The sequence below is a fragment of the Alicycliphilus denitrificans K601 genome (genome assembly GCF_000204645.1).
In the GTDB taxonomy this organism is placed as follows: domain Bacteria; phylum Pseudomonadota; class Gammaproteobacteria; order Burkholderiales; family Burkholderiaceae_C; genus Alicycliphilus; species Alicycliphilus denitrificans.
Genome location: NC_015422.1, coordinates 4204285 through 4228289, shown reverse-complemented (window position 1 = coordinate 4228289; position 24005 = coordinate 4204285). Strand labels below are relative to the sequence as shown.

Below are 24005 nucleotides of genomic sequence, written 5' to 3'. Positions count from 1 at the left end.
ATGAACGCCACGCTGCCCACACCGCTGGACGTACGCCTCATGAACATGACCGCCACGGTCCTGTTCGTGGGCTGCGTCGTGGGCGTGCTGGTGGCGGGCGGCGCGTGGCTGCTGCGCCAGCCCGCGTTCGCGATCGGGCACATCGCCGTCGAGGGCGATCTGGTGCACACCAGCGCCCTGAGCCTGCGCGCCAACGTGGCGCCGCAGCTCGTGGGCAACTTCTTCACCGTGGACCTGGAGGCCGCGCGCCGCGCCTTCGAGCAGGTGCCCTGGGTGCGCAGCGCCCATGTGCGCCGCGAATTCCCGAGCGGCCTGCGCGTGCAGCTGCAGGAGCACGACGTGGCAGCCTACTGGGGCCCCGAGGGCAGCGCCACGCTGGTCGACAGCCAGGGCGAGGTCTTCGAGGCCGATGCCGACGACGTGGAGCAGGACGGCCTGCCGCGCCTGCTGGGCGCGCCCGGGCGGTCCGCCGAGATGCTGGACATGGTCCGGCGCCTGGCGCCCGTGCTGGAGCCGCTGGGCGCGGGCATCGACACGCTGGAGCTCACGGGCAACGGCGGCTGGCGCGTCGCCCTGGCCGGCGGCGCCGTGCTGGAGCTGGGCAGCGGCACGCAGGACCTGGTGCTCGACCGCGCGCGCCGCCTGGTGAGCACCTTGCCCGGCGTGGCCAGGCAGCAGGGGCGCGGCGTGGACGCGCTGGAATACGCCGACCTGCGCTATGCGGACGGCTACGCGCTGCGCTTGCGCGGGGTGACCACGGTGGCCACCGAGGCGCAGCGCGTGGCCGCCCAGCGCGAGGCGGAGCGCAAGGCGGCGGCGCGCGCGGCGGCACGCGCGCGCGCGGCAGCAAAGAACAACCGAGGGCAGGACTGAGAACTATGGCAAGAGAATACAAAGACGTGGTCGTGGGGCTGGACATCGGCACCGCCAAGGTCATGGCCGTGGTGGCCGAGGTGATGCCGGGCGGCGAGCTCAAGCTCGCCGGCCTGGGCGTGGCGCCCAGCAACGGCCTCAAGCGCGGCGTGGTGGTGAACATCGACGCCACGGTGCAGAGCATCCAGCAGGCCCTCAAGGAGGCCGAGCTGATGGCTGACTGCAAGATCCAGCGCGTCTACACCGGCATCACCGGCAGCCACATCCGCGGGCTCAACTCCAGCGGCATGGTGGCGGTGAAGGACAAGGAGGTCACGCCGGCCGACGTGGCGCGCGTGGTGGAGACGGCCAAGGCCATCAACATCTCCAGCGACCAGCGCCTGCTCTTGGTGGAGCCGCAGGAATTCGTGATCGACGGGCAGGACGTGAAGGAGCCCATCGGCATGAGCGGCATCCGCCTGGAGGCCAAGATCCACATCGTGACCGGCGCGCAGAGCGCGGCCGAGAACATCATCAAGTGCGTGCGCCGCTGCGGCCTGGAGGTCGAGCAGCTCATGCTCAACCCGCTGGCCAGCAGCCAGGCTGTGCTCACCGACGACGAGCGCGAGCTGGGCGTGGCCGTGGTCGACATCGGCGCGGGCACCACCGACGTGGCCATCTTCACCGGCGGCGCGATCCGCCACACGGCCGTGCTGCCGATCGCGGGCGACCTGATCACGAGCGACATCGCCATGGCGCTGCGCACGCCGACCAAGGACGCCGAGGACATCAAGGTGGAAAGCGGCTACGCCAAGCAGCTGCTGGCCGACCCCGAGGCGCAGGTGGAGGTGCCGGGCCTGGGCGACCGCAGCCCGCGCATGCTGAGCAAGCAGGCGCTGGCCGGCGTCATCGAGCCGCGCGTGGAAGAGATCTTCTCGCTGGTGCAGCAGGTGATCCGCGAGTCGGGCTACGAGGAGGTGCTGTCCTCGGGCATCGTGCTCACGGGCGGCAGCTCGGTCATGCCGGGCATGGTCGAGCTGGGCGAGGACATCTTCCTCAAGCCCGTGCGCCGCGGCCTGCCGAAGTATTCGAGCGCGCTGGCCGACATGATCGCCCAGCCGCGCGCGGCCACCGTCATGGGCCTGCTCGAAGAGGCGCGCCTGGCGCGGCTGCGCGGCTTCAAGGTGGCGGCCAAGAGCGGTTCGGTGAAGACCGCCTTCGGCCGCTTCAAGGACTTCATCGTGGGGAATTTCTGAGATGACGACGGCCCCACTGCTCTGGCTCGCGCGCGCCGGCCCGCCCCGCAGGAAGCGGGGGCGATGGCGAAGTACCGCTCCGCCCCCCGGCGGGACGACCCGTCACAGGACAGGAACACGCACAAACCTTTGGCAATTGCATATCACAACGGAAGTTTCAGGAGCAGCATCATGACCATCGAAATGATCGAGTCCGAAGAGTTCAACCAGGGCACGCAGATCAAGGTGATCGGTGTCGGCGGTGGCGGCGGCAACGCCGTCGCGCACATGATCGCGCGCAGCGTGCAGGGCGTGGAGTTCGTCTGCGCGAACACCGACTCCCAGGCGCTCTCGCGCAGCACGGCGCACCGCACCATCCAGCTGGGCAGCAACGGCCTGGGCGCCGGCAGCAAGCCCGACAAGGGCCGCGAGGCCGCCGAGGCCGCGCAGGAGGACATCCGCCAGGCCATTGCCGGTGCGCACATGCTGTTCATCACCGCCGGCATGGGTGGTGGCACGGGCACGGGCGCCGCGCCCGTGATCGCGCGCGTGGCCAAGGAGATGGGCATCCTCACCGTGGGCGTGGTCACCAAGCCCTTCGACTGGGAGGGCGGCCGCCGCATGAAGAACGCCGACGAGGGCCTGGCCGAGCTGGAGGCCAACGTCGATTCGCTGATCGTGGTGCTCAACGAGAAGCTGCTCGAAGTGCTGGGCGACGACATCACCCAGGACGAGGCCTTCGCTCACGCCAACGACGTGCTCAAGAACGCCGTGGGCGGCATCGCCGAGATCATCAACGAGTACGGCCAGGTGAACGTGGACTTCGAGGACGTGCGCACCGTGATGGGCGAACCCGGCAAGGCCATGATGGGCACGGCCACGGCCAGCGGCCCCGACCGTGCGCGCATCGCGGCCGAGCAGGCCATCGCCTGCCCGCTGCTCGAAGGCATCGACCTCTCGGGCGCCAAGGGCGTGCTGGTGCTGGTCACGGCCAGCAAGGGCAGCCTCAAGCTGTCCGAGTCGCGCCTGGCGATGAACACCATCAACGCCTACGCCTCGCCCGACGCGCACGTCATCTTCGGCGCCGCCTACGACGACAGCCTGGGCGACGACATCCGCGTGACGGTGGTGGCCACGGGCCTGTCGCGCCAGAACGCGCGCCGCCAGACCATGCAGGTGGTGCAGTCCCTGCGCACCGGCACCGACAACGTGGCCTACCAGATGCCCATGGCGGGCGCCGCCATGCCGGGCGGCGTGCTCGGCGGCGCGGCCCAGGCCGAGTACGGCAACATGCAGGTGCCCAGCGTCTGGCGCAGCACCCGCACGGCGGCCACGGCGCGCGTGGACGCGCTGTCCTCGGGCGGCATGGACGAGCTGGAGATCCCCGCGTTCCTGCGCAAGCAGGCGGATTGACCACGCGGCGGCAACGCCCGCGGCCCAGAAAAAAACCGGTGCCATGGCACCGGTTTTTTGTTGGGCGCACGGCCGCCGGCTCAATGCGGCGCGAAGGGCCTGAGCACCTCCCGGCTGATGATGAGCTTTTGGACCTCCGTCGCGCCTTCGTAGATGCGCAGCGAGCGGATGTCCCGGTAAAGGCGTTCGAGCGGATTGCCCACGGTCACGCCCTTGCCGCCGAACATTTGCAGCGCACGGTCTATCACCTGCTGCGCCGACTCGGTGGCTGCCATTTTTGCCATTGCCGTTTCCGCGGTGGATGCGCGCTTTTGCACGTCACGCACCCACGCGGCCCTGTAGGTGAGCAGGGCGCTCTGGTCTATGGCCGTGGCCATGTCCCCGAAGGCGGCCTGCGTCAGCTGGAAGTCCGCCAGCGTCTGCCCGAACATCCTGCGCCGGGTGGCGTGCTGCAGGCCTTCCTGCATCGCCCGGCGCGCAAAGCCGATGGCCGCGGCGGCAACCGAGGCACGGAAAATGTCGAGCGAGCGCATGGCCAGCTTGAACCCCTGGTCGGGTGGCCCCAGCATGCAGCTTCGAGGAACCCTGCAGTTCTCGAAGTGGAGCGAGGCCAGCGGGTGGGGCGAGATCACGCTGATGGAGTCGTCCACGCTCAGGCCCGCGGTACCGGCATCCACGATGAAGGCGGAAATGCCGCGTGAACCCGCGTCGGCCTGCGTGCGCGCGAACACGCAGTAGAAATCCGCGAGCCCTCCGTTGGAGATCCAGGTCTTGCTGCCGTTGAGCACGTAGCCGTCGCCATCGGCTTCGGCCCTGCACGACAGCGCGGCCACGTCCGAGCCGGCGTCGGGCTCGGACAGTGCGAACGCGCCGATCTTCGTGCCCCGGGCCACCGCCGGCAGATAGGCGGCCTTCTGTGCATCGCTGCCCGCAAGGGAGATGGTGCCGCTGCCCAGCCCCTGCATGGCGAATGCGAAGTCCGCCAGGGCATGGTGGCGTGCCAGGGTCTCCCGGATGATGCACAGGCTGCGGGAGTCCAGCTCGGCCGCCTGGCCGCCGAACTGGCCCTTGTCGCCCGCGACGACGCAGTACCGCAGCCAGCCGTCTTGCCCGAGCGCGGAAACCAGGGCTCGGCACGCGGCATGCAGATCGGTCTCGTCGATGTGCTGCAGGTGGTCCTGGCACCAGGCATCAAGCTCCACGGCGAGCCGGCGATGGCCATCGTCGAGAAATGGCCATTCGAGCCAGGCGGGGGAGCTCTGGGTGTGTTGGGTGGTCATCGTTCATTCCTTGCTTGCGAATTGCCTGAGCAGCGGCGTCCAGCCGGCCAGCGTGTCCTTCAGGAACGCCCCGAAGGCCGCAGAGTCCTTGAAGTCGGGCTTCAGGCCGAACTGGTCCGCGCAGCTTTGGAACTCGGCCGTCTGGATCGCCTTGTGGAAAGCGTCCTGCAGCTTCTTCACGATGGCCGCGTCCATTCTTGCGGGCCCCGCGATGCCCAGGATGCTGGGGGCGACGAGGTCGTACCCCAGCTCCTTGAGGGTCGGCGCATCGAAGCCCTTGATGCGCTCGCCGGTGAAGACCGACAGCAGGCGCAGGCGCCCGTCGCACACATACGGCACCCACTCCGCGGTCTGGGCCATGAAGTCGACGTCTCCGCGCATCAGCGCGGTGATCGCTTCCGGGCCGCTCTTGTAGGGGGCGTGGACCCACTGCGTGCCTGTCTTCTGCGCGAGCCGCTCCGTCGTCAGGTGCTGCGGCGTTCCAATGCCCGCCGTGCTGTAGGTCAGGGGCTTCTTGGCGCTCTGGGCCGCATTGATCAGATCGGCCATCGTCTTGTATGCCGAATCCGCCCGCACCAGGAGGCCGACCTGGTACTGCGCCACCATGGCGATGGGCGTGAGGTCTTTGGTGACGTCGTACTTGACGTTGGGCGAAAGCACCTGGTTGAGCACGCCCCCCGTGGAGAGCGACGCGATGCTGTAGCCGTCCGGCCGCTGCCGGGTGATGAAGCCGACCGAGAGCGACGAGCCGGCCCCGGGCTTGTTGTCCACCACCAGGGGCTGGCCCAGCTGCCTGCCGACGTCCAGTGCCAGGGCGCGGTTGCAGACGTCGGTGCCGCCGCCGGCTCCGTACCCTACGACGAGGGTGATGGGCGTCCTGGGATAGTCCTCCGCGGCGAAGGCCGGCAGAGCCAGTACGGTGGCGCACGCCAGTACGGCGGCGCGCTTGAGCATGGAGAGATGCATGGGGGCGTCTCCTGTTTCAGGGCTTCTTCGCCAGCGGGCAACTGGACTCGCTCAGCGGCACGAAGGCCTTGTCGGCAGGCACCGAGCCCATGACCTTGTAGTAGTCCCACGGGTATTTCGATTCGGCCGGCGTCTTGACCTGGAAGAGGTACATGTCGTGGACCATCATCCCGTCGGTGCGCAGCTTCCCGTTCTTGGCGAAGACGTCGTTCACGGGCAATTCACGCATCTTGGCCATGACCGCGCCGGCGTCCGTCGTGCCGGCCGCCTCGATGGCCTTGAGGTAATGCTTGACCGAGGAATAGACGCCCATCTGGCTCATGTTGGGCATGGCGTTCATCCTGGCGAAGTACTTCTTCGCGAATGCGCGCGTCTCGTCGTTCATGTCCCAGTAGAACGCTTCGGACAGCAGCATCCCTTGCGCGGTCTTCAGGCCCAGCGAGTGCACGTCGGTGATGTACATCAGCAGGCTGGCCAGCTTTTGCTTGCCGTCGGGCTTGATGCCGAACTCGCGCGCTGCCTTGATCGAGTTGACCAGGTCATTGCCGAAATTGGCGAGGCCCACGACGTCGGCCTTGCTGGACTGGGCCTGCACGACGGCGGACGAGAAGTCGGATGCGTTCAGCGGGTGCTTGGCCTCGCCGATGACCTTGCCGCCCACGGTTGCAATGGCCTGGGTCGTGGCCTTGACCACGTCCTGGCCGCCCGAGTAGTCGGCCGCGATGAAGAACCAGTTCTTGCCGAAGCGCTCGGCCGCCGCCTTGCCGACGGTGTTGGCCAGCGCATGGGAGTTGTATGCCCAATGGGCCACGGTGGGAGCGCACATGTCGCCCGTGATGCGGTCGCTGGCGGGGCCGCTCATCACCAGCACCTTGTTCTTTTCCTTGGCTACGTTGAGCACGGCCAGCGCGGCGGCGGAGCCGCTTGCCTCGTGGATGGCATCGACGCCGTTGTCGTACCACTCCCTGGCTTTCGATGCCGCCGAATCCGCCTTGCTCTGGTGGTCGAAATTCAGCAGCTCGATGGTGCGCCCGAGCACTTTGCCGCCATGCTCCTCGATCGCCATTTGCGCACCCGTGATGCTGCCCTTGCCCGTGACGGCGGAGTACACGCTGGACTGGTCCACGATGAGGCCGATGCGCACGGGCTGGCTGCCCTGCGCCTGGGCTGCCGTGCACAGCAGCGCGGCCGCGGCCGCGGCGCAATGGTGTCTGAATGACATGGTGTCGTCTCCTTCTCTCTTTGTGTGATGGATGGTTGGTTGGGGGGAAGCGATGGGCCGCTGCTGCCGGGCTTCACAGCCGGGCGGCGCTGATGGTCAGGCCGCCGTCGATGTGCAGCGTCTGCCCGGTCATGTAGCCCGCCAGCGGATGCAGCAGGAAGCCGATGGCATGGGCGATTTCCTCCGGTTCCGCTATGCGCTGCAGCGGCACCGCGGCCAGCAGGGCGCGGGTCTGCTCGGCGCCGGGCGGGCTGGCCTGCTTGAACAGCTCCGTGGCCACCGGGCCGGGCGCGATGACGTTGACGGTGATGTTGTGCGGGGCCAGCTCCAGCGCCCAGGTCCGGCTCATCCCGATCAGGGCCGCTTTGGTTGCGCTGTACGCGGTGCGATTGGGTTTGCCCAGGGCCGCGCGCGAAGAGATGTTCACCACGCGGCCCGCGCCGGCCTGCCGCATGCCGGGCATCAGGGCCTGCAGGCAGACCAGCGCGGCGTTGACGTTCAGGGCCATGGCCTCGTTCATGTCGGCGACCCGCGTGTCGGCGATGCTGGTGGTGTGGGCGATGGCGGCGTTGTTGACCAGGGCGTAGAAACCTCCCTCCCGGGCCAGGCCTTCGACGACCTGGCGCGCGGCTTCCAGGTCCGCCAGGTCGCATTGCACGAACCGCTCGTCCGGGCGCGCATCGCCAGGGGCATGGCGCGCCAGGCCGACGACCTGGTAGCCGGCATCGGCCAGATGGCGCATGGCGGCACGGCCAATGCCGCGGCTGGCGCCCGTGACGAGGACGCGCCGGGTGGTTTGCTGGGGTGTCGGACTCATTTCGATGCCTCCTGTGCGAGCAGCGATTGGGCGAGCTCACGGAGCTCGTTGCGTTTGACCTTCGTGCCGTTGGGCCCCGTGGTGCAGGGGAAGGCATCGACGGCGAAGATGCGGATCGGCACCTTGTAGCGGGCGATCTGCTGCTGCAGCAGGGCCTTGACGGCGCTTTCGTCCATGGTCTCCCCGGCGTCCGGAATCACGAAGGCGACGGGCCGGGAGCTGCCCGCCGCATTCACGGCGACGACCTGGCAGGCACTGGCGCCGCTGGCGTTGAGGACGGCCTCTTCGATCTCGGCAGGGTTGACCAGAAAACCACCGATGCGCAGCACGTCGCCCAGCCGCGACACATGGGTGAAGCCTCCGTCGCCGTTCACGTAGCCCAGGTCGCCCGAGCGCAGAAAACCATCGTCGGTGAATGCCTGTGCCGTCGCCTCCGGATTGCCCAGGTACTCCCGCATCATGTGGGGGCCGCGGAACTCCAGCTCGCCCGGCTCCATGGGCGCGGCCAGCGCCCCGGTCTCCACCAGGCGGGCGCGCACCTCGGCGCCCGCAGTGATGGGGAAGCCGCCCGCCTGGGAGCGCCGCTCCAGCGGCGCGGCCGGGTCCTGGTGGGCGAACAGCGCCAGGATTTCGCTCATGCCGAAGCAGCCCACCATGGGAATGCCCAGTTGCTGCGCCTTGGCGGGCAGATCATCGAGCCCGGGGACGAAGTTGGCGTGCCCGAAGAAGCGCAGCGCCCTGGGGCGCCAGTCCGCGGGCAGGGGCGCGATCATCTTGTCCACCATGTCGTTGGTACCGAACATGTGGGTGATGGCCTGCTGCCGCAGCGCGTCGGCGGCCTGCGCGGGATGGAAGGCCTCGTGCATCGCCAGCCTGGCCCCGGCCGCGAGCGTCGCCATGGTCGCGCAGTAGCCGAACGCGCCGCACATGGGCAGCGCCAGCAAGGTGGCGCTGCCGCCATCGACGGCAAAGCCGGCAGCTGCGTCCTGGGAGTGCAGCGCGACGTTGGATTGGCTGTGGACGATCAGCTTGGGCATGCTGGTCGTTCCCGACGAAGACAGGATGATGCAGGCGCTGCGGGCCAGCGTGGCTGGGTCGCCGTCCGAGGCCATGGGCGCCGCGGCCAGGGCTTCCCACCGGATCCAGCCGGGCGCGCGATGAGGGGCCGTCGGCATCTGCTGCGCCAGCGCAGGCCAGCCGGGGGCATCGGCATCCCCCGCATGCACCGACGCATCGATGATCAGCTGCAGGGAGCCGGCATGCTGCTGCCATACCCGGGCAAGGCTGTTGCCCTCCGGAAAGCCGGCGCCGTCGCCCGGCGGGGCGTTGCCGGCCAGCGCGTGGGCGTTGGCGATGCCGCGGTCGAATGCCAGGGCCTTGCATTTCGACCGGTCGATGAAACTGACCAGTTCCTTGACCCCCAGCTTGAGGTTGAGGCTCAGGGTCGCCACTCCCAGCGAGGCGCAGGCCAGATGCAGGATGAGCCAGCGCGGCGTGTTGGGCAGCCAGATGCCCAGCACGTCTCCCGCCCGCAGCCCCTGCCCGTGCAGGCCGCCGGCCATGTGCGCCACCTGTTCGCGCAGCTGGGCGTAGGTGAGCGTCTGGTGTTCGAAGGTCAGGGCGATCGCGTCGGCAGGAGCGAGCGCGAGCATGCCGCCCAGGGTGGCGGGGCGCGCGGCGGCGGTTTCTTGCGCACCCGGAATCATGGAGGCCATGGGGTCGGCCCTCACACCGTGGCAACCGGCGTCACCGGGGACCCTACCGCGCCGGGGAGCCGCAAGGCAGGGGCCGTCAGCATGAAGCGGTAGCGGCCGGCCTGCTCCAGCCATTGCGCCAGTTCGTGCAGGTACCACAGCTCGCCGAACGGCATGCCGAGCTTGAACAGGCACAGCTCATGCAGCGGCAGGAAGGCGCAGGAGCCGTCCACGGGGCGGCCCGGAACGGACTCGATGCCGTAGTTGTCCGCCACCAGGCTGGCGATGTGGCTGTCGATGATCCACTGCTGCAGTTCCGGGTCGCGTCCGTCGAGCACCGCGCAGACGGTCTCCGCCATGTCGGCGCGGGGCTGCCCGTTGCACCCGATGAGGGCGTCGGAAAAGCCGGTGTACAGCGCGACGATGTCGCCCTTTTCCACCTCGATGCCGTCCTGCTCCAGCACGCGCTTGAGCATGCTGCCGGACACGAGGGTGTGGCCGTCACCGAAATGCTTGCGCAGATTGACCAATACGCCCCGGCCCTGGATGGCCTGCTCGGCCAGGCGCTCCACGCCCAGTGCCTTGGCGCGCGACTGGCCATCCATGCCGGGCAGGTCCTTGGGGGCCAGGATGTCTATGCCCGCCTGGAAGCCGTTGTAGTAGACCAGTTCGTCGATGCCGTCGCCATTGACGTCGAAATGGCTGCCGACATGCGACAGGGCGTCCCACTGGGTCGAGTACTGCAGGTAGATTTGCGCGTAGTCGTCGCTGATCACGTCGGTGTAGTTCGGGTTCTCCTGGGAGAGCGCAAAATTCATCCCGGGGCCTTGCGGGCGCGTGGATGGCTTGATGACGGGAGGATGGCGGCGTGGGTTGAGGGCGTTGCCGCCGGGGAGGTTCAGCGGCAGGCTCAGGCAGAACCGCTGCCCGGTCTGGATTTCCAGCGCGGCTTGTTTCACCTTTTCGGCGTCCAGGTAGTTCAGGCGACCGTATTGGTCGTCCGGGCCGAAGTCTCCCCAGTTCGATTGGGGCGGGCGCCGTGTCCAGCGGGGCGTCCTTCCATCCCCGACGACGGGCGGTATGTGGGGTGCGTGTACGGGCCGGTAAGTGCTCATCTCATGTTCCTGTGGAAGCGGGCTGACGGGCGCACTATGGGCCGGGGGGGAGAGGGATGGCAAAGTTGGATGGGCAGGATGTTCACGATATGAACTCGGGGTTTCCCGGAGCGCAGAGTCCTGCCCGTCTGGTGGCCGTGCTGCGGTTGATCGCCGGCCACCATGTACAGGGCCTGGCCATCAACGAGCTGGCGCAGCTGGCCGGGCTCAACAGGACGACGGCACGGCGGCTGCTGATGGTGCTCACGCAATCGGGGTTTGCCGCGAAGGACGAGAGCAGCGGCCGCTACCGGCTGGGCGTGGAGGCCATGTTCACGGGCATGTCCGCCATGACGAAACCCCCCATCTTCGAGGCCTGCCGTCCCGTCATGGAGCGCATTGCCCGCCGCACCGGCCATTCGGTATTCCTCATCGTGCGCATTGGCGACTTTGCGCATTGCTTGCACGTGGAGGCGGGCGATCACCCGCTGCATGCACACAGCCTGATGACGGGCCAGATTCGCTTGCTGGGCCAGGGCACGGCCAGCCTGGCCCTTGCGGCCACCTTGCGCGACAGGGAGCTGAAGCAGATTTACGAGCGCCGCTGCCTCGACTACGAGGCCGCGGGCATCACGCAGGACCGCCTGTGGCAGATGGTGGCGTTCACGCGCAAGCTACAGCATTCGGAGAGCGAGAACCTTTTGACGACGGGCGCCGTGGGCATCGGCGTCGCCATCCGGGTCCAGGCCGACCACGTCGCCGCCATCAGCGTAGCGACCCATGCGTCGAGAATGACGGACGGGCACAAGGAAGCCGTCTTCCGGGTTCTGGAGGAAGAGCTGCAGACGCCGGCGATACGCTTATTCAGATACTGAGCAGCAGGCGTAGGACCTGCCAACTAAAATCTCTCTTCTATGCTCCAGCAACGCACCATCAAGACCCTGACCCGCGCCGTTGGCGTGGGGCTGCACAGCGGCCAGCGGGTCGAGTTGACGCTGCGCCCGGCCCAGCCGGACACGGGTATCGTGTTCCGCCGCGTGGACCTGCCCGAGCCGGTGGACATCCCCATCACCGCGACGGCCGTGGTCGATACGCGCATGGCCTCCACCATCGGCGCGGGCGGTGCCAAGGTGCACACGGTGGAGCACCTCATGTCGGCCTGCGCCGGCCTGGGGCTGGACAACCTGTATATCGACATCACGGCCGAGGAAGTGCCCATCCTTGACGGCTCCTCGGCGTCCTTCGTGTTCCTGCTGCAGAGCGCGGGCGTCGAGCTGCAGAACGTCCCCAAGCGCTTCATCCGCGTCACGCGCCCCGTCGAGGTGCGCGAGGGCGAAGGGCACAACCTCAAGTGGGCGCGCCTGGAGCCCTACCACGGCTTCAAGCTGCGCTTCGAGATCGACTTCGCTCACCCCGCCGTCGATTCCACGGGGCAGAGCGTGGAGTTCGACCTTGGGAGCGGCAACTACGCGCGCGACATCGCCCGCGCGCGTACCTTCGGCTTCACCAAGGACGTGGAGATGCTGCGCACCAGTGGCCTGGCGCTGGGCGGAGGGCTGGACAACGCCATCGTCATGGACGACTACAAGGTGCTCAACGCCGACGGCCTGCGCTACGACGACGAGTTTGCCAAGCACAAGATCCTGGACGCCATGGGCGACCTGTACCTCGTGGGCAAGCCGCTGCTGGCGGCCTACAGCGCCTTCCGCTCGGGCCACGGCATGAACAACCAGCTGCTGCGCGCGTTGCTGGCCCAGCCTGACGCCTGGGAGGTCGTGAGCTTCGACAACGAGCGCCAGGCGCCCACGGGCTTCGCCCAGCCGGCGCGCGCCTGGTAGCGGGCCGCCATGCTGCTCTTTCGCTGGGCCGTCATGCTGCTGCTGCTCGTGGCGGCCGTGTCGTTCGCCTTCTTCGCGGCCACGGGCCAGCAGCGCTACAAGCGCTTCGGGCTCGTGACCGTCAAGTGGACCGTCATCGCGGCGGCCATGTTCTTCCTGGTGCTGATCCTCGAACGCGTGCTCTAGGGCCTGATTGCCGCAGATCAAGTCAAGTCGCCTATACTTTGCCCTGCTCCGGGGTGCACGTAATGGCGTGCTGAGATGGCGGACCACGACCGCCAGAACCGCGAACTTGATCTGGTTAGTACCAGCGTAAGAAGAGCTGCAGTGGGATGGGGGGTCGCGCGTGCCGTGGTGCATGCGCGCCGGCCGTCCTGCCGATTGCGGAGCATTCCATCCAGAACCTTTGAGGAATGCCCGCCATGAACGCCCCCGATTCGTTTTCCCAGCTGCTGGCCCGCACGCGCGAGCCTTTTCCCGCCTCGGCCAAGTCCTTCATCACCGGCAGCCGCCCTGACCTGCGCGTGCCGGTGCGCGACATTCGCCTGACCAACGGCGAGGTGGTGAGCGTCTACGACACCTCGGGCCCCTACACCGATCCCGCCGCCACGATCGACGTGCGGCGCGGCCTGCAGAGCGTGCGCGGCGCCTGGATCGAGGAGCGCGGCGACAGCGAGGTTTACGAAGGCCGCAAGCCGGTGGCGCTCGACGATGGGCAAAGGAGCGAGGACGCCGCCCGACTGGCGGCCCTGCGCCTGGAGGCCGCCGCCCTGCAGCGCCAGCCGCGCCGCGCCAAGGCCGGGGCCAACGTCACGCAGATGCACTACGCGCGCCGCGGCATCGTCACGCCCGAGATGGAGTACGTGGCGCTGCGCGAGAATGGCAGGCGCGAGTGGATGGCGCAATACCTGCAGGACGCCGCCCGCGAGAAGCGCCTGGCCGGCAACCCGCTGGGCGCCAGCATCCCCCAGGTCATCACCCCCGAGTTCGTGCGCGACGAGGTGGCGCGCGGCCGCGCCATCATCCCGGCCAACATCAACCACCCCGAGGTGGAGCCCATGGCCATCGGGCGCAACTTCCTCGTGAAGATCAACGCCAACATCGGCAACTCGGCCGTCACCTCCAGCATCGAGGAAGAGGTGGAAAAGCTCGTCTGGGCCATCCGCTGGGGCGCCGACAACGTGATGGACCTGTCCACCGGCAAGAACATCCACACCACGCGCGACTGGATCGTGCGCAACTCGCCCGTGCCCATCGGCACCGTGCCGATCTACCAGGCGCTGGAAAAAGTGGGCGGCATCGCCGAGGACCTCACCTGGGAAATCTTCCGCGACACCCTGGTCGAGCAGGCCGAGCAGGGCGTGGACTACTTCACCATCCACGCGGGCGTGCGCCTGGCCTACATCCACCTCACGGCGGCGCGGCGCACCGGCATCGTCTCGCGCGGCGGCTCCATCATGGCCAAGTGGTGTATGGCGCACCACAAGGAGAGCTTCCTCTACGAGCACTTCGAGGACATCTGCGACATCATGAAGCAGTACGACGTGGCCTTCAGCCTGGGCGACGGCCTGCGCCCCGGCTGCGCGTCCGATGCCAACGACGAGGCCCAGTTCGCCGAGCTGCACACGCTGGGCGAACTGACCCAGGTGGCCTGGAAGCACGACGTGCAGACCATGATCGAAGGCCCCGGCCACGTGCCCATGCACATGATCCAGGCCAACATGACCGAGCAGCTCAAGACCTGCCACGAGGCGCCGTTCTACACCCTCGGCCCCCTGACCATCGACATCGCGCCCGGCTACGACCACATCGCCTCGGCCATCGGCGCCGCCATGATCGGCTGGATGGGCACGGCCATGCTGTGCTACGTGACGCCCAAGGAGCACCTGGGCCTGCCCGACCGCGACGATGTGAAGCAAGGCATCATCGCCTACAAGATCGCCGCGCACGCCGCCGACGTCGCCAAGGGCCACCCGGGCGCGCGCGCGCGCGACGACGCGCTCAGCCAGGCGCGCTTCGACTTCCGCTGGCAGGACCAGTTCAACCTGGGCCTGGACCCCGAGACCGCGCAGGAGTACCACGACGAGACCCTGCCCAAGGACGCGGCCAAGGTGGCGCATTTCTGCTCCATGTGCGGGCCGAAGTTCTGCTCCATGAAGATCACGCAGGAGGTGCGCGAATTCGCCCAGCAGGGCCTGCAGGAAAAAGCCGCGGAGTTCAACCGCGCGGGTGGCGAGCTCTACGTGCCCATCCATCCGGTCCGGGGCTGACATGACGGCGCTCAGGCGCCGCGCGTGATCACCACTTCCAGGTAGGCGCCGGGCACCAGCAGCGCCCGTGCGCTGCCGCGGTTGAAGCGCTCCAGCAGCGCGAGGATGTCGCGCGCCAGCAGTTCCTGCCGGTCCGGCGCCAGCGCCGTGAATGCGCGGTGCACCGGCCCGTAGCAGGCGCGGAACACCTCCAGCCAGTGGCGCGGCGACTCGTAGCGGAACATGAAGTCGCGCGGCGTGGCCCGCACCTGCTGGCCCGGGAACAGCTCGCGCAACCCCTGCGGCGTGCCCCAGCGCACCGGCGGCCGCAGGCCGGCCGGCGGCGGCATGTGCTGGCCGACGGTCTTCAGCAGCAGCCCGACGAAGCCGTCGGGCGTCCAGTTGGCCAGCCCTATGCGCCCGCCGGGGCGCACCACGCGGACCAGTTCGGCGGCGGCGCGCTCCTGGTCGGGCGCGAACATCACGCCGAAAGTGGACAGGGCGGCGTCGAAGCTGGCGTCGGCAAACGGCAGGGCCTCGGCGTCGGCCGCGCGGAACTCGATCGCAAGGCGCTCGGCGGCGGCGCGCTCGCGCCCGCGTTCGAGCAGGGCGGGAACGTAGTCGGTCGAGGTGACCCGCGCGAAGCGCCGGGCGGCGGCGAGCGTGGCGTTGCCATTGCCGGCGGCCACGTCCAGCACGGCGCTGCCGGCGCGCAGGTCCGCGGCCTCGCACAGGTTCTCGCCGACGATCTGCAGGGTGGCGCCGATGACGGCGTAGTCGCCCGAGGACCAGACGGCCTGCTGGCGCTGCTTGATGGCCGCATAGTCGATGGCGGGTGCTTCGAGAATGGTCATGAGAGTCTCCGGTAGTTGCCCTAGGGCGAATCGACATTCAAACACCCCCGTCGTTGCCCATAGCGGCCCGCCAGGCCAGGCGCGAGGAGGACGCTGGTGGCACCAGCAACCGAGGAGCAACGACGCATGGCGGGCCGCTATGGGCAACCCTTCGGGCCAAGGCCCTGGGCAGCCTCCGGCGTCGTTGCTCGCCGCTGGTGTATCCCGATACACGGCGCGTCTCGCGCCTAGCCGTTGGCTGCCCAGGACCTTGGCGACGGGGGTGTTTGAATGTCGATTCGCCCTAGCGCGCCGGTTCACCCGCGCGGGTGGTGCTGCGCATGCAGCTGCTTCAGGCGCTCGCGCGCCACGTGGGTATAGATGGTGGTGGTGGAGATGTCGGCATGCCCCAGCAGCAACTGCACCACGCGCAGGTCCGCCCCATGGTTGAGCAGGTGCGTGGCGAACGCATGGCGCAGCGTGTGCGGCGACAGCGGCGCGGTGATGCCCGCGAGCTGCGCGCATTTCTTGACGATGACCCAGAACATGACGCGCGACATGGCGCTGCCGCGCTGGGTGACGAACAGGTCGTCGGTCTGCCGGCCCGCCAGGATGGCGCCGCGCCCCTCGGCCAGGTAACGCTCCAGCCAGCGCCGCGCCTCCTCGCCGAAGGGCACGAGCCGCTCCTTGCCGCCCTTGCCGGTGATGCGCAGCACGCCCTCGGCCAGCCCCAGTTGGAAGGTCTTGAGCGTGACCAGCTCGCTCACGCGCAGGCCGCTGGCGTACATCAGTTCGAGCATGGTGCGGTCGCGCAGGCCCAGGGCGGTAGCCGTGTCCGGGGCGTGCAGCAGCGCCTCCACCTGCGCCTGCGTCAGCGTCTTGGGCACGCGCAGCGGCTGGCGCGCGGCCAGCAGGCGCACCGTGGGATCCTGCGCGATGCGCCGCTCGCGCAGCGCCCAGTGGAAGTAGCGGCGCAGCACCGTCAGGCGCCGGTTGGCGGAGGTGGCACGCGTCTGGGCATGGCGCGCGGCGAAGTAACCGCTCAGATGGTGCTCTGCCGTGGCGTCCAGCGCCAGAGGCGGCTGCTGCGCCGCCAGCCAGCCGGCATACAGCGAGAGGTCGCGGCGGTAGGCGGCCAGGGTGTTGCGCGACAGGCCATCCTCCAGCCACAGGGCGTCTAGGAACGAGTCGATGGCGTTCTGGCTTTCGGGCAGCATGTGAAAAAGCCGCCCGAGAGCGGCCTTGATCCATAGAAAGGAGCAGCTTACTCCAGCGTGAGTTTCTGCTTTTGCACCACCTGCTTGTAGATCTCGAACTCGGCCTTGATCTGCTCGGCGAACTGCTCGGGCGTGTTGGCGACGATGATGGAGTCGGTGTCCTCGATGCGCTTGCGCACGGCGGGGTCTTCCAGGGCCTTCTTGGTGCCGGCGCTGATCTTGTCCACCACGTCCTTGGGCAGGCCCTTGGGGCCCAGGATGCCGTAGTAGGCCATGCGATTGACGGGCTCCAGGCCCACCTCCTTGAAGGTGGGCACGTTGGGCAGGGCCGCCACGCGCTGCGGCGCGGACACCACGATGGGCACGAGCTTACCGCTCTTGATGAACGGCAGCGCCGAGGGCAGGTTGTCGAAGATGATGGGCACCTGGCCGGCCACCGTGTCGTTGAGGGCCGGGCCCGCGCCGCGGTAGGGGATGTGCGTGACGAAGGTGTTGGAGAGGCTCTTGTAGAGCTCCATCAGCAGGTGGCCGATGCCGCCCGTGCCCGACGAGGCGTACGAATACTTGCCCGGGTTCTTCTGGAGTTCCGCCAGGAAGGACTTGTAGTCCTTGGCCGGGAAGCTCGGATGCACCGCGATGATGTTGGGCGTGGCCGCGATGTTGATGATGGGGGTGAAGTCCGTCAGCGGGTTGTACGGCACCTTGGTGTTGATGGCCGGGTTGGCGGCCGTGGTGGACACGGTGGCGATGCCCAGGTTGTAGCCGTCGGGCGTGGCGCGCGCGGTTTCCTGCGCGCCGATGATGCCGCCGCCGCCGCCGCGGTTCTCGACCACTACCGACTGCCCCAGCGCGCGCGACAGCGGGTCGGCGATGACCCGCGCGATGATGTCCGTCGTGCCGCCGGCGGCAAACGGCACCAGCAGCTTGACGGGCTTGTTGGGGTAGGCCTGCGCGAAGGCCGTGCCGGCCGTCGCCGCCAGCAGGGCCAGGGCCAGGCAGTTGCGTCGTTGCATGTGAGATCTCCTCATCCCAATCGTGTTGGGTAAAAAATGCCAGAAAGGGGTAGGCGGCGATCCTAAGGCACCCGGGCGCCCGAGTGGGCCCTTCCGGCACCCCGATCTGCCAGTGATTTCCCGCGTTTTTCCGCCCGGACGCCCCATGGCCGCGTGCCGCCGCGTCGCCTGCGCGACACGCGTCGTCACGGTATGCTGCGCGCCGTGAATTACGCGCAGCTCCTTTTCCCCGACTTCTCCCTGATCCTGTGCGGCTACCTGATCTGCCGCTACACGCCCCTGAACCGCAGCGTCTGGCAGCCGGTGGAAAGCCTGGTGTACTACCTGCTGTTCCCAGTGCTGCTATTCCAGTCCATCGTCAAGAGCCCCATCGACGTGGGCGAGGCCGCGAGCCTGGTCGCCGCGGGCCTGGGCACCGGCCTGTGCGGCGTGGCGCTGGCCTACAGCCTGCCGCACCTGCCCTGGCTGGGCCGGCACATCGACCGGCGCGACCACGCGGCGGCGGCCCAGGTGGCGTTCCGCTTCAACTCCTTCATCGTGCTGGCCCTGGCCGACCGCCTGGCCGGCGCCCAGGGCCTGCTGATGGTGGCCGTGCTCATCGGCGTGTGCGTACCCGTGCTGAACGTGGCGGCCGTGTGGCCCATGGCGCGCGGCAGCCAGCAGGGCTTCGTGCGCGAGCTGCTGCGCAACCCGCTGATCATCGCCACGGTCACGGGCCTGGTGGCCAATCTGCTGGGCTTTCGCATACCGCCGTGGCTGGAGCCCTCGGTCAGCCGCATAGGCGCCGCCTCGCTGGCCCTGGGGCTCATGGCCGCGGGCGCGGGCATGCAGTTCGGCCTGCTCACGCGCAGCAAGCTGCTGTCGGCGTCGGTGCTGTTCATACGCCACCTGGCCCAGCCCCTGATCGCCTGGGCCTTTGCGCGGCTGCTGCGGCTCGACGCCACGCAGACCACCGTGCTGATGGCCTTTTGCGCCGTCTCCACGGCCTCCAGCTGCTACGTGCTGGCGGCGCGCATGGGCTACAACGGCGCCTACGTGGCGGGGCTGGTGACGCTGTCCACCGTGCTGGGGGTGGCGAGCCTGACGTTCGCGCTCGGCATGCTGCGCTGATGCTACCCTATTGATAGCTGCTTACGCCTGATACACGGGCGCTAGAGCCAATTTTCTTTCAAATTCCTTGCGCCAGCGCCCAGGCCACGTGCTCGCGCACCAGGGCGCTCGCGTCGTTGGCGCGCGTTGCCAGCGCGGCGCGCAGGGCACCGGCCTCGCCGGCATCGCGCGTGGCGCGCAGCGCATTGCCCAGCGCTACGGCGATGTTGCGCAGCCAGCGCTCGTGCCCTATGCGGCGTATGGGCCCGCCCTCGGTCATGCGCAGGAACATGGCCTCGTCCCATGCGAACAGCTGCGCCAGCTGCTGCCCCTCCAGGGGAGCGCGCGCGTCGAAGTCGGGCAGGCTGCTGGGCTGGGCGAACTTGTTCCAGGGGCAGATCAGCTGGCAGTCGTCGCAGCCATAGATGCGGTTGCCCATGAGGGGGCGCAGCGCCGGGGGGATGGGCCCCGCGTGCTCGATGGTCAGGTAGGAGATACAGCGGCGCGCGTCCACGCGGTGCGGCGCCACGATGGCCTGCGTGGGGCACACGTCCATGCAGGCCTGGCAGCTGCCGCAGTGCGCGGTGACGGGCTCCGTGGGCGCGAGCGCCATGTCCAGGTAGATCTCGCCGAGGAAGAACATGGAGCCCGCCTCGCGCGAGAGCACCAGCGTGTGCTTGCCGCGCCAGCCCTGGCCGCTGCGGCGCGCCAGCTCGGCCTCCAGCACGGGGGCCGAGTCGGTGAACACGCGGTGACCGAACGGGCCCACGGCCTCGGCGATGCGGTCGCTGAGCTTCTGCAGGCGCGCGCGCAGCACCTTGTGGTAATCGCGCCCCCGGGCATAGACGGAGACGATGGCCTCCTGCGGGCGCCGCAGCCGCTCGAACTCCACGGCCTGCCAGCCTTCGGGCGTGGTGCGCGGCAGGTAGTCCATGCGCGCGGTGATCACGCTCACCGTGCCCGGCACCAGCTCGGCCGGGCGCGCGCGCCTGAGGCCATGGGCGGCCATGTAATGCATCTCGCCATGGAAACCTTCGGCAAGCCATTGCATCAATCCAGGCTCGGCGGCGGACAGGTCCACGCCGGCCACGCCGATTTGGGAGAATCCCAGCTCGCGCGCCCAGCCCTGGATCCGAGGAACGAGTTGACTGCTGCACACCATCAACACCCGATTGTAGAAACGCCCCGCCGCCTGTCGCTGCGCTGGCAGGACGAGGACGACACGGCGCGCTTCGCCGCGCGGCTGGCCGCGCAGCCGGGCCTGGCCAACGCCTTCATTGCCCTGCACGGCGACCTGGGTGCGGGCAAGACCACCCTGGTGCGCCACCTGCTGCGCGCCCTGGGCGTGGCCGGGCGCATCAAAAGCCCGACCTATGCCGTGGTCGAACCGCACCAGGCGCCAGGGCTGTTCATATGGCATTTCGACTTCTACCGCTTCCACGACCCGCGCGAGTGGGAGGACGCCGGCTTTCGCGACATCTTCGCCAGCCCCGGCCTGAAGTTGGCCGAATGGCCGGACAATGCCGGTTCCCTTGCTCCGCCAGCGGATATTGCTCTTTACATTGAAGCAGAGGATGATCTGGCCCGGCATGTGACTCTGCAGGCGCACACGCCCCTGGGCAGCGCCATACTGCAAGGACTCGACACCCCATGAGCGACGCGCCCCTCCCCCACCCGCTCCACACCCGCCGCACGCTGCTGCAGGCGGGCAGCCTGGTACTGCTGCTGGGCCGGCAGCAGATCGCACGCGGCGCCACCATCGTGGCTGTGCGCGTGTGGCCCGCGCCCGAGTATTCGCGCGTGACCATCGAATCCGACCGCCAGCTCGTCGCCAAGCAGTTCTTCGTGCCCACGCCGCCGCGCCTGGCGGTGGACATCGAGGGACTGGACCTTGACCCCTCGCTGCGCGAACTGGTGGCCAAGGTGCGGCCCGACGACCCCAACATCGCCGGCATCCGCGTGGGCCAGTACGCGCCCGGCGTGGTGCGCCTGGTGGTGGATCTCAAGCAGGCGGCGCGTCCCCAGGTGTTCACGCTGCAGCCCGTCGCCGCCTACCAGCACCGGCTGGTGTTCGACCTCTACCCCGCAGTGCCGCCCGATCCGCTGGAGGCCCTGATCGCCGAGCGCCTGCGCGACGCCGGATCTTCCGCCGGCGCCCCGCAGCCGGCCGCGCCGGACATTGCCAAGGCGCCCGCCCCGGACCCGCTGGACGAGCTGATCGCGCAGCACAGCCTCAAGCCGGGCATGCCAACGCCGCCCGCGCCGGGGAACGCGCCTGCGCCGGCCGCGCCGCCCCGCACGCGCGGCGCGGCGCCCGCCACGGCGCGCGCCACCGACCGCCTCATCATCGTCGCCCTGGACCCCGGCCATGGCGGCGAGGACCCCGGCGCCATAGGCCCCGGCGGCACGCGCGAGAAGGACGTGGTGCTCAAGGTGGCGCACCAGCTGCGCGACCGCATCAACGCCACCCAGGTGGGCGGCAACCCCATGCGCGCCTTCCTCACGCGCGACGGCGACTACTTCGTGCCGCTGGGCACGCGCGTGGAGAAGGCGCGGCGCGTGCAGGCCGACCTATTCGTTTCCATCCATGCCGATGCCTTCACCACCCCGTCGGCGCGCGGCGCCAGCGTGTTCGCGCTGAGCCAGAGCGGGGCGTCGAGCTCCGCCGCGCGATGGCTCGCCAACAAGGAGAACGAGGCCGACCTGATCGGCGGCGTGAACGTGGGCAGCCAGGACCGGCACGTGCAGCGCGCGCTGCTGGACATGAGCACCACGGCGCAGATCAACGATAGCCTCAAGCTCGGCAGCGTGCTGCTGGGCGAGATCGGCGGCATGGCCCGGCTGCACAAGCCGCGCGTGGAGCAAGCCGGCTTCGCGGTCCTGAAGGCGCCGGACATCCCCAGCGTGCTGGTGGAGACGGCCTTCATCAGCAACCCCGAGGAGGAGGCCAAGCTGCGCTCGGCCGCCTATCAGGAGCAGCTGGCCGACGCGCTGATGCGCGGCATCATCCGCTACTTCGCCAAGAACCCGCCGCTGGCACGCAGCCGGTCGGTCTAGGCATGGGGCTCAGGAGGACTCGCCATGGCACTGCCCCACGTCGCCCCGGGAGAAATCACCCGCCTGGAGCCGCTCGGCGAGCGGCTGACCGACACCGTCTCCACCGCCCTGTTCAAGGCCGCCCAGCTGGAGGTGGTGCGCCTAGTGCTGCCGCGCGGCCACACCATGCGCGAGCATCGCGTACAGTGCGAGATTACGCTGCAATGCATGGAGGGCGCGCTTGACCTCACCGTCGATGGCCGCACCCAGCGTATGCAGGCCGGCGACTTGGTGTACCTGGCCGCGGGCCAGCCCCATGCGCTTGCCGCCGTGCAGGACACCTCCCTGCTGCTGACGATCTGCCTGCTGCCCGCCGCATAGGTCCGGCGGCAGCGCCCGGCGGCCCTTGGATGGCGGCCGCCCGCTCCGCGGCGCCCCGTTCCGGGGCGTTTTCATGCGGGTTAACCCAGGTCTTATAAGACTCATTGCATATCGAATATTGCGCGGCGGGAATGCTCGGGGGCGCCGCCTGCGTGCACCATAGAAGCAATGACCGCGCACTGCGCCCCGCTGCACGCCTGGACCGTCCCATGACACACGCCACACCTTCCTCCGCCGACGCCCGCCCCATCCGCTTCTACCACCGCGGCGCGGTGGTCAGCATCCAGGGGATGCACACCACGCGCACGGTGCTGGACTGGCTGCGCGAGGACGTCCGCTGCACGGGCACCAAGGAGGGCTGCAACGAGGGCGACTGCGGCGCCTGCACCGTGGTGCTGGGCGAGCTGGACGCGAATGGCCAGCTGCAGCTCGCCAGCGTCAACGCCTGCATACAGTTCCTGCCCACGCTCGACGGCAAGGCCCTGTTCACGGTAGAGGACCTGCAAGCCATGACCCCCGCACAGTCCTGCTGCGGCGGCGCGGCCCAGCCCCTGCACCCGGTGCAGCAAGCCCTGGTGGAGTGCCACGGCTCGCAGTGCGGCTTCTGCACGCCGGGCTTCGCGATGTCGCTGTGGAACACCTACGAGCAGCACCGGCAGGCAGGTACCCGGCCCACGCGCCAGCAGCTCGCGGACGACCTCTCGGGCAACCTGTGCCGTTGCACGGGCTACCGCCCCATCCTGGACGCGGGCCAGCGCATGTTCGACCTGCCCGCGGCCGCGTTCGACCGCGCCGCCGTGGCCAGGGCGCTGCAAGCCCTGGCGCAGGAACCCGCCCTGGCCTACGGCGCCGCCCACCACACGATCAGCGAGCGCACTGACCACTTCCACGCCCCGCGCACGCTGGAGGACCTGGCGCGGCTGCGCCTGGAGCAGCCCCAGGCGCGGCTGCTGGCGGGCTCCACCGACATCGGCCTGTGGGTGAACAAGCAGTTTCGCGACGTGGGCGACCTGATCTACCTGGGCGGCGTGCGGGAGCTGCGCGCCGTGGAGGAGCGAGACGGCGCGCTCTGGATAGGCGCTGGCGCCACGCTGGAGCAGGCCTGGGCCGCGCTCGCCGCGCGCGCCCCGGCGCTGACCGACGTATGGCTGCGCTTCGCCTCCACGCCCATACGCCACGCCGGCACCATGGGCGGCAACGTGGCCAACGGCTCGCCCATCGGCGACTCGGCCCCCATCCTGATGGCGCTGGACGCGCAGGTCGAGCTGCGCCGCGGAGCCGCCGTGCGCCGCCTGCCGCTGCCCGACTTCTACCTGGACTACATGAAGAACGCGCTGCAGGAGGGCGAGTTCGTGCAGGCCATCGTCGTGCCGCTCGCGGCCTTTGCGCGCCAGGTGCGCGGCTACAAGATCAGCAAGCGCTTCGACTGCGACATCTCGGCACTGTGCGCGGGCATGGCCATCGCGCTGGATGGCGAGACCGTCGCCAGCGTACGCCTGGCCTATGGCGGCATGGCGGCCACCGTGCAGCGCGCGGCCCGCGCCGAGTCCGCGCTGCTCGGCCAGCCCTGGACCGAGGACAGCGTGCGCGCCGCGCAGCAGGCGCTGGCGCAGGACTTCCAGCCCCTGACCGACATGCGCGCCAGCAGCGCCTACCGCCTGCAGGTGGCGCAGAACCTGCTGCAGCGCCTGTGGCTGGAAACGCGCCCCCAGGGGCCGCTGGACGCGGGCCGTACCAGCGTGTTCAGCGTGCTGCCGCACGGCGTGTAAGGAGCCA

Annotated in this window: 22 protein-coding genes and 1 riboswitch; of the genes, 12 read left to right on the top strand and 10 right to left on the bottom strand. The window is 69.2% G+C overall.

What is annotated here, in order from left to right:
- The 3 genes from ALIDE2_RS20105 (at position 1) to ftsZ (ending at position 3500) form a co-directional block, all read left to right on the top strand.
- Positions 1-873, top strand: coding sequence for a cell division protein FtsQ/DivIB (locus ALIDE2_RS20105; protein WP_013723000.1), 873 nt, complete (start codon positions 1-3; stop codon positions 871-873).
- 5 nt (positions 874-878) lie between these two features.
- Positions 879-2108 carry a cell division protein FtsA gene (ftsA, locus tag ALIDE2_RS20100; RefSeq protein WP_013520497.1) on the top strand — a complete coding sequence of 410 codons (1230 nt, stop codon included), beginning with the start codon at positions 879-881 and terminating at the stop codon, positions 2106-2108.
- A gap of 171 nt (positions 2109-2279) precedes the next feature.
- Positions 2280-3500, top strand: coding sequence for a cell division protein FtsZ (gene ftsZ, locus ALIDE2_RS20095; protein WP_013520496.1), 1221 nt, complete (start codon positions 2280-2282; stop codon positions 3498-3500).
- Positions 3501-3580: 80 nt separating this feature from the next.
- Here ftsZ and ALIDE2_RS20090 read toward each other — a convergent pair whose 3' ends face one another.
- The 6 genes from ALIDE2_RS20090 to ALIDE2_RS20065 form a co-directional block, all read right to left on the bottom strand.
- Complete coding sequence (locus tag ALIDE2_RS20090) at positions 3581-4780, bottom strand: acyl-CoA dehydrogenase family protein (RefSeq protein ID WP_013722999.1); 1200 nt, start codon at positions 4778-4780, stop codon at positions 3581-3583.
- 3 nt (positions 4781-4783) lie between these two features.
- A complete protein-coding gene (locus tag ALIDE2_RS20085; protein ID WP_013722998.1) occupies positions 4784-5746 on the bottom strand; it encodes a tripartite tricarboxylate transporter substrate binding protein in 963 nt (320 codons plus the stop codon).
- Positions 5747-5762: 16 nt separating this feature from the next.
- A complete protein-coding gene (locus ALIDE2_RS20080) occupies positions 5763-6968 on the bottom strand; it encodes an ABC transporter substrate-binding protein (RefSeq protein ID WP_013520493.1) in 1206 nt (401 codons plus the stop codon).
- A 73-nt stretch (positions 6969-7041) separates the two neighbouring features.
- Complete coding sequence (locus tag ALIDE2_RS20075) at positions 7042-7785, bottom strand: SDR family oxidoreductase (RefSeq protein WP_013520492.1); 744 nt, start codon at positions 7783-7785, stop codon at positions 7042-7044.
- Positions 7782-9500, bottom strand: coding sequence for an AMP-binding protein (locus ALIDE2_RS20070; protein ID WP_013722997.1), 1719 nt, complete (start codon positions 9498-9500; stop codon positions 7782-7784). Before ALIDE2_RS20070 ends, ALIDE2_RS20075 begins: the two co-directional genes overlap by 4 nt.
- Before the next feature lie 11 nt (positions 9501-9511).
- Positions 9512-10594 (bottom strand): cyclase family protein, encoded by a 1083-nt coding sequence (locus ALIDE2_RS20065; protein WP_013520490.1) that lies wholly within the window; start codon positions 10592-10594, stop codon positions 9512-9514.
- Between the two features lie 89 nt (positions 10595-10683).
- On the opposite strand from ALIDE2_RS20065, the gene ALIDE2_RS20060 reads away from it, so the two are divergent.
- The 4 genes from ALIDE2_RS20060 (at position 10684) to thiC (ending at position 14681) form a co-directional block, all read left to right on the top strand.
- Complete coding sequence (locus tag ALIDE2_RS20060) at positions 10684-11448, top strand: IclR family transcriptional regulator (protein WP_013520489.1); 765 nt, start codon at positions 10684-10686, stop codon at positions 11446-11448.
- 39 nt (positions 11449-11487) lie between these two features.
- Positions 11488-12411, top strand: coding sequence for a UDP-3-O-acyl-N-acetylglucosamine deacetylase (gene lpxC / locus ALIDE2_RS20055; RefSeq protein ID WP_013520488.1), 924 nt, complete (start codon positions 11488-11490; stop codon positions 12409-12411).
- A 9-nt stretch (positions 12412-12420) separates the two neighbouring features.
- Positions 12421-12597, top strand: coding sequence for a hypothetical protein (locus ALIDE2_RS25310; protein WP_013520487.1), 177 nt, complete (start codon positions 12421-12423; stop codon positions 12595-12597).
- Between the two features lie 39 nt (positions 12598-12636).
- Positions 12637-12747, top strand: a riboswitch (TPP riboswitch).
- Between the two features lie 86 nt (positions 12748-12833).
- Positions 12834-14681, top strand: coding sequence for a phosphomethylpyrimidine synthase ThiC (gene thiC, locus ALIDE2_RS20050; RefSeq protein WP_013520486.1), 1848 nt, complete (start codon positions 12834-12836; stop codon positions 14679-14681).
- 11 nt (positions 14682-14692) lie between these two features.
- On the opposite strand, the gene ALIDE2_RS20045 is transcribed toward thiC, so the two are convergent.
- The 3 genes from ALIDE2_RS20045 to ALIDE2_RS20035 form a co-directional block, all read right to left on the bottom strand.
- Positions 14693-15514, bottom strand: coding sequence for a class I SAM-dependent methyltransferase (locus ALIDE2_RS20045; RefSeq protein WP_013520485.1), 822 nt, complete (start codon positions 15512-15514; stop codon positions 14693-14695).
- Positions 15515-15810: 296 nt separating this feature from the next.
- Positions 15811-16710 carry a site-specific tyrosine recombinase XerD gene (gene xerD, locus ALIDE2_RS20040; RefSeq protein WP_013722996.1) on the bottom strand — a complete coding sequence of 300 codons (900 nt, stop codon included), beginning with the start codon at positions 16708-16710 and terminating at the stop codon, positions 15811-15813.
- Between the two features lie 47 nt (positions 16711-16757).
- Positions 16758-17723: a tripartite tricarboxylate transporter substrate binding protein BugE gene (locus tag ALIDE2_RS20035; RefSeq protein WP_013517962.1), complete on the bottom strand. Its 966-nt coding sequence runs from the start codon at positions 17721-17723 to the stop codon at positions 16758-16760.
- Positions 17724-17915: 192 nt separating this feature from the next.
- Between ALIDE2_RS20035 and ALIDE2_RS20030 the strand changes: the two genes are divergently transcribed.
- Complete coding sequence (locus tag ALIDE2_RS20030) at positions 17916-18833, top strand: AEC family transporter (RefSeq protein WP_013517961.1); 918 nt, start codon at positions 17916-17918, stop codon at positions 18831-18833.
- A gap of 58 nt (positions 18834-18891) precedes the next feature.
- On the opposite strand, the gene queG is transcribed toward ALIDE2_RS20030, so the two are convergent.
- Positions 18892-19974, bottom strand: a complete 1083-nt coding sequence (gene queG, locus ALIDE2_RS20025) for a tRNA epoxyqueuosine(34) reductase QueG (RefSeq protein ID WP_041701117.1) — start codon at positions 19972-19974, stop codon at positions 18892-18894.
- Here queG and tsaE point away from each other — a divergent pair.
- The 4 genes from tsaE to xdhA all read left to right on the top strand — a co-directional run bounded on the left by tsaE (position 19957) and on the right by xdhA (position 23998).
- Positions 19957-20466: a tRNA (adenosine(37)-N6)-threonylcarbamoyltransferase complex ATPase subunit type 1 TsaE gene (tsaE, locus tag ALIDE2_RS20020; RefSeq protein ID WP_013517960.1), complete on the top strand. Its 510-nt coding sequence runs from the start codon at positions 19957-19959 to the stop codon at positions 20464-20466. The genes queG and tsaE overlap by 18 nt on opposite strands.
- Complete coding sequence (locus ALIDE2_RS20015; protein ID WP_013517959.1) at positions 20463-21869, top strand: N-acetylmuramoyl-L-alanine amidase; 1407 nt, start codon at positions 20463-20465, stop codon at positions 21867-21869. The genes tsaE and ALIDE2_RS20015 overlap by 4 nt, the downstream gene beginning before the upstream one ends.
- A 24-nt stretch (positions 21870-21893) precedes the next feature.
- A complete protein-coding gene (locus ALIDE2_RS20010) occupies positions 21894-22229 on the top strand; it encodes a cupin domain-containing protein (protein WP_013517958.1) in 336 nt (111 codons plus the stop codon).
- Between the two features lie 209 nt (positions 22230-22438).
- Positions 22439-23998, top strand: coding sequence for a xanthine dehydrogenase small subunit (gene xdhA / locus ALIDE2_RS20005; protein WP_013722994.1), 1560 nt, complete (start codon positions 22439-22441; stop codon positions 23996-23998).
- Positions 23999-24005: the final 7 nt, after the last annotated feature.

Bases quoted from the DNA above. Each gene is read 5' to 3' on its own strand.
- ALIDE2_RS20105 (WP_013723000.1), top strand. From the start codon at position 1: ATGAACGCCACGCTGCCCACACCGCTGGACGTACGCCTCATGAACATG.
- ftsA (WP_013520497.1), top strand. From the start codon at position 879: ATGGCAAGAGAATACAAAGACGTGGTCGTGGGGCTGGACATCGGCACC.
- ftsZ (WP_013520496.1), top strand. From the start codon at position 2,280: ATGACCATCGAAATGATCGAGTCCGAAGAGTTCAACCAGGGCACGCAG.
- ALIDE2_RS20090 (WP_013722999.1), bottom strand. From the start codon at position 4,780: ATGACCACCCAACACACCCAGAGCTCCCCCGCCTGGCTCGAATGGCCA.
- ALIDE2_RS20085 (WP_013722998.1), bottom strand. From the start codon at position 5,746: ATGCATCTCTCCATGCTCAAGCGCGCCGCCGTACTGGCGTGCGCCACC.
- ALIDE2_RS20080 (WP_013520493.1), bottom strand. From the start codon at position 6,968: ATGTCATTCAGACACCATTGCGCCGCGGCCGCGGCCGCGCTGCTGTGC.
- ALIDE2_RS20075 (WP_013520492.1), bottom strand. From the start codon at position 7,785: ATGAGTCCGACACCCCAGCAAACCACCCGGCGCGTCCTCGTCACGGGC.
- ALIDE2_RS20070 (WP_013722997.1), bottom strand. From the start codon at position 9,500: ATGGCCTCCATGATTCCGGGTGCGCAAGAAACCGCCGCCGCGCGCCCC.
- ALIDE2_RS20065 (WP_013520490.1), bottom strand. From the start codon at position 10,594: ATGAGCACTTACCGGCCCGTACACGCACCCCACATACCGCCCGTCGTC.
- ALIDE2_RS20060 (WP_013520489.1), top strand. From the start codon at position 10,684: ATGAACTCGGGGTTTCCCGGAGCGCAGAGTCCTGCCCGTCTGGTGGCC.
- lpxC (WP_013520488.1), top strand. From the start codon at position 11,488: ATGCTCCAGCAACGCACCATCAAGACCCTGACCCGCGCCGTTGGCGTG.
- ALIDE2_RS25310 (WP_013520487.1), top strand. From the start codon at position 12,421: ATGCTGCTCTTTCGCTGGGCCGTCATGCTGCTGCTGCTCGTGGCGGCC.
- thiC (WP_013520486.1), top strand. From the start codon at position 12,834: ATGAACGCCCCCGATTCGTTTTCCCAGCTGCTGGCCCGCACGCGCGAG.
- ALIDE2_RS20045 (WP_013520485.1), bottom strand. From the start codon at position 15,514: ATGACCATTCTCGAAGCACCCGCCATCGACTATGCGGCCATCAAGCAG.
- xerD (WP_013722996.1), bottom strand. From the start codon at position 16,710: ATGCTGCCCGAAAGCCAGAACGCCATCGACTCGTTCCTAGACGCCCTG.
- ALIDE2_RS20035 (WP_013517962.1), bottom strand. From the start codon at position 17,723: ATGCAACGACGCAACTGCCTGGCCCTGGCCCTGCTGGCGGCGACGGCC.
- ALIDE2_RS20030 (WP_013517961.1), top strand. From the start codon at position 17,916: ATGCTGCGCGCCGTGAATTACGCGCAGCTCCTTTTCCCCGACTTCTCC.
- queG (WP_041701117.1), bottom strand. From the start codon at position 19,974: ATGGTGTGCAGCAGTCAACTCGTTCCTCGGATCCAGGGCTGGGCGCGC.
- ALIDE2_RS20015 (WP_013517959.1), top strand. From the start codon at position 20,463: ATGAGCGACGCGCCCCTCCCCCACCCGCTCCACACCCGCCGCACGCTG.
- ALIDE2_RS20010 (WP_013517958.1), top strand. From the start codon at position 21,894: ATGGCACTGCCCCACGTCGCCCCGGGAGAAATCACCCGCCTGGAGCCG.
- xdhA (WP_013722994.1), top strand. From the start codon at position 22,439: ATGACACACGCCACACCTTCCTCCGCCGACGCCCGCCCCATCCGCTTC.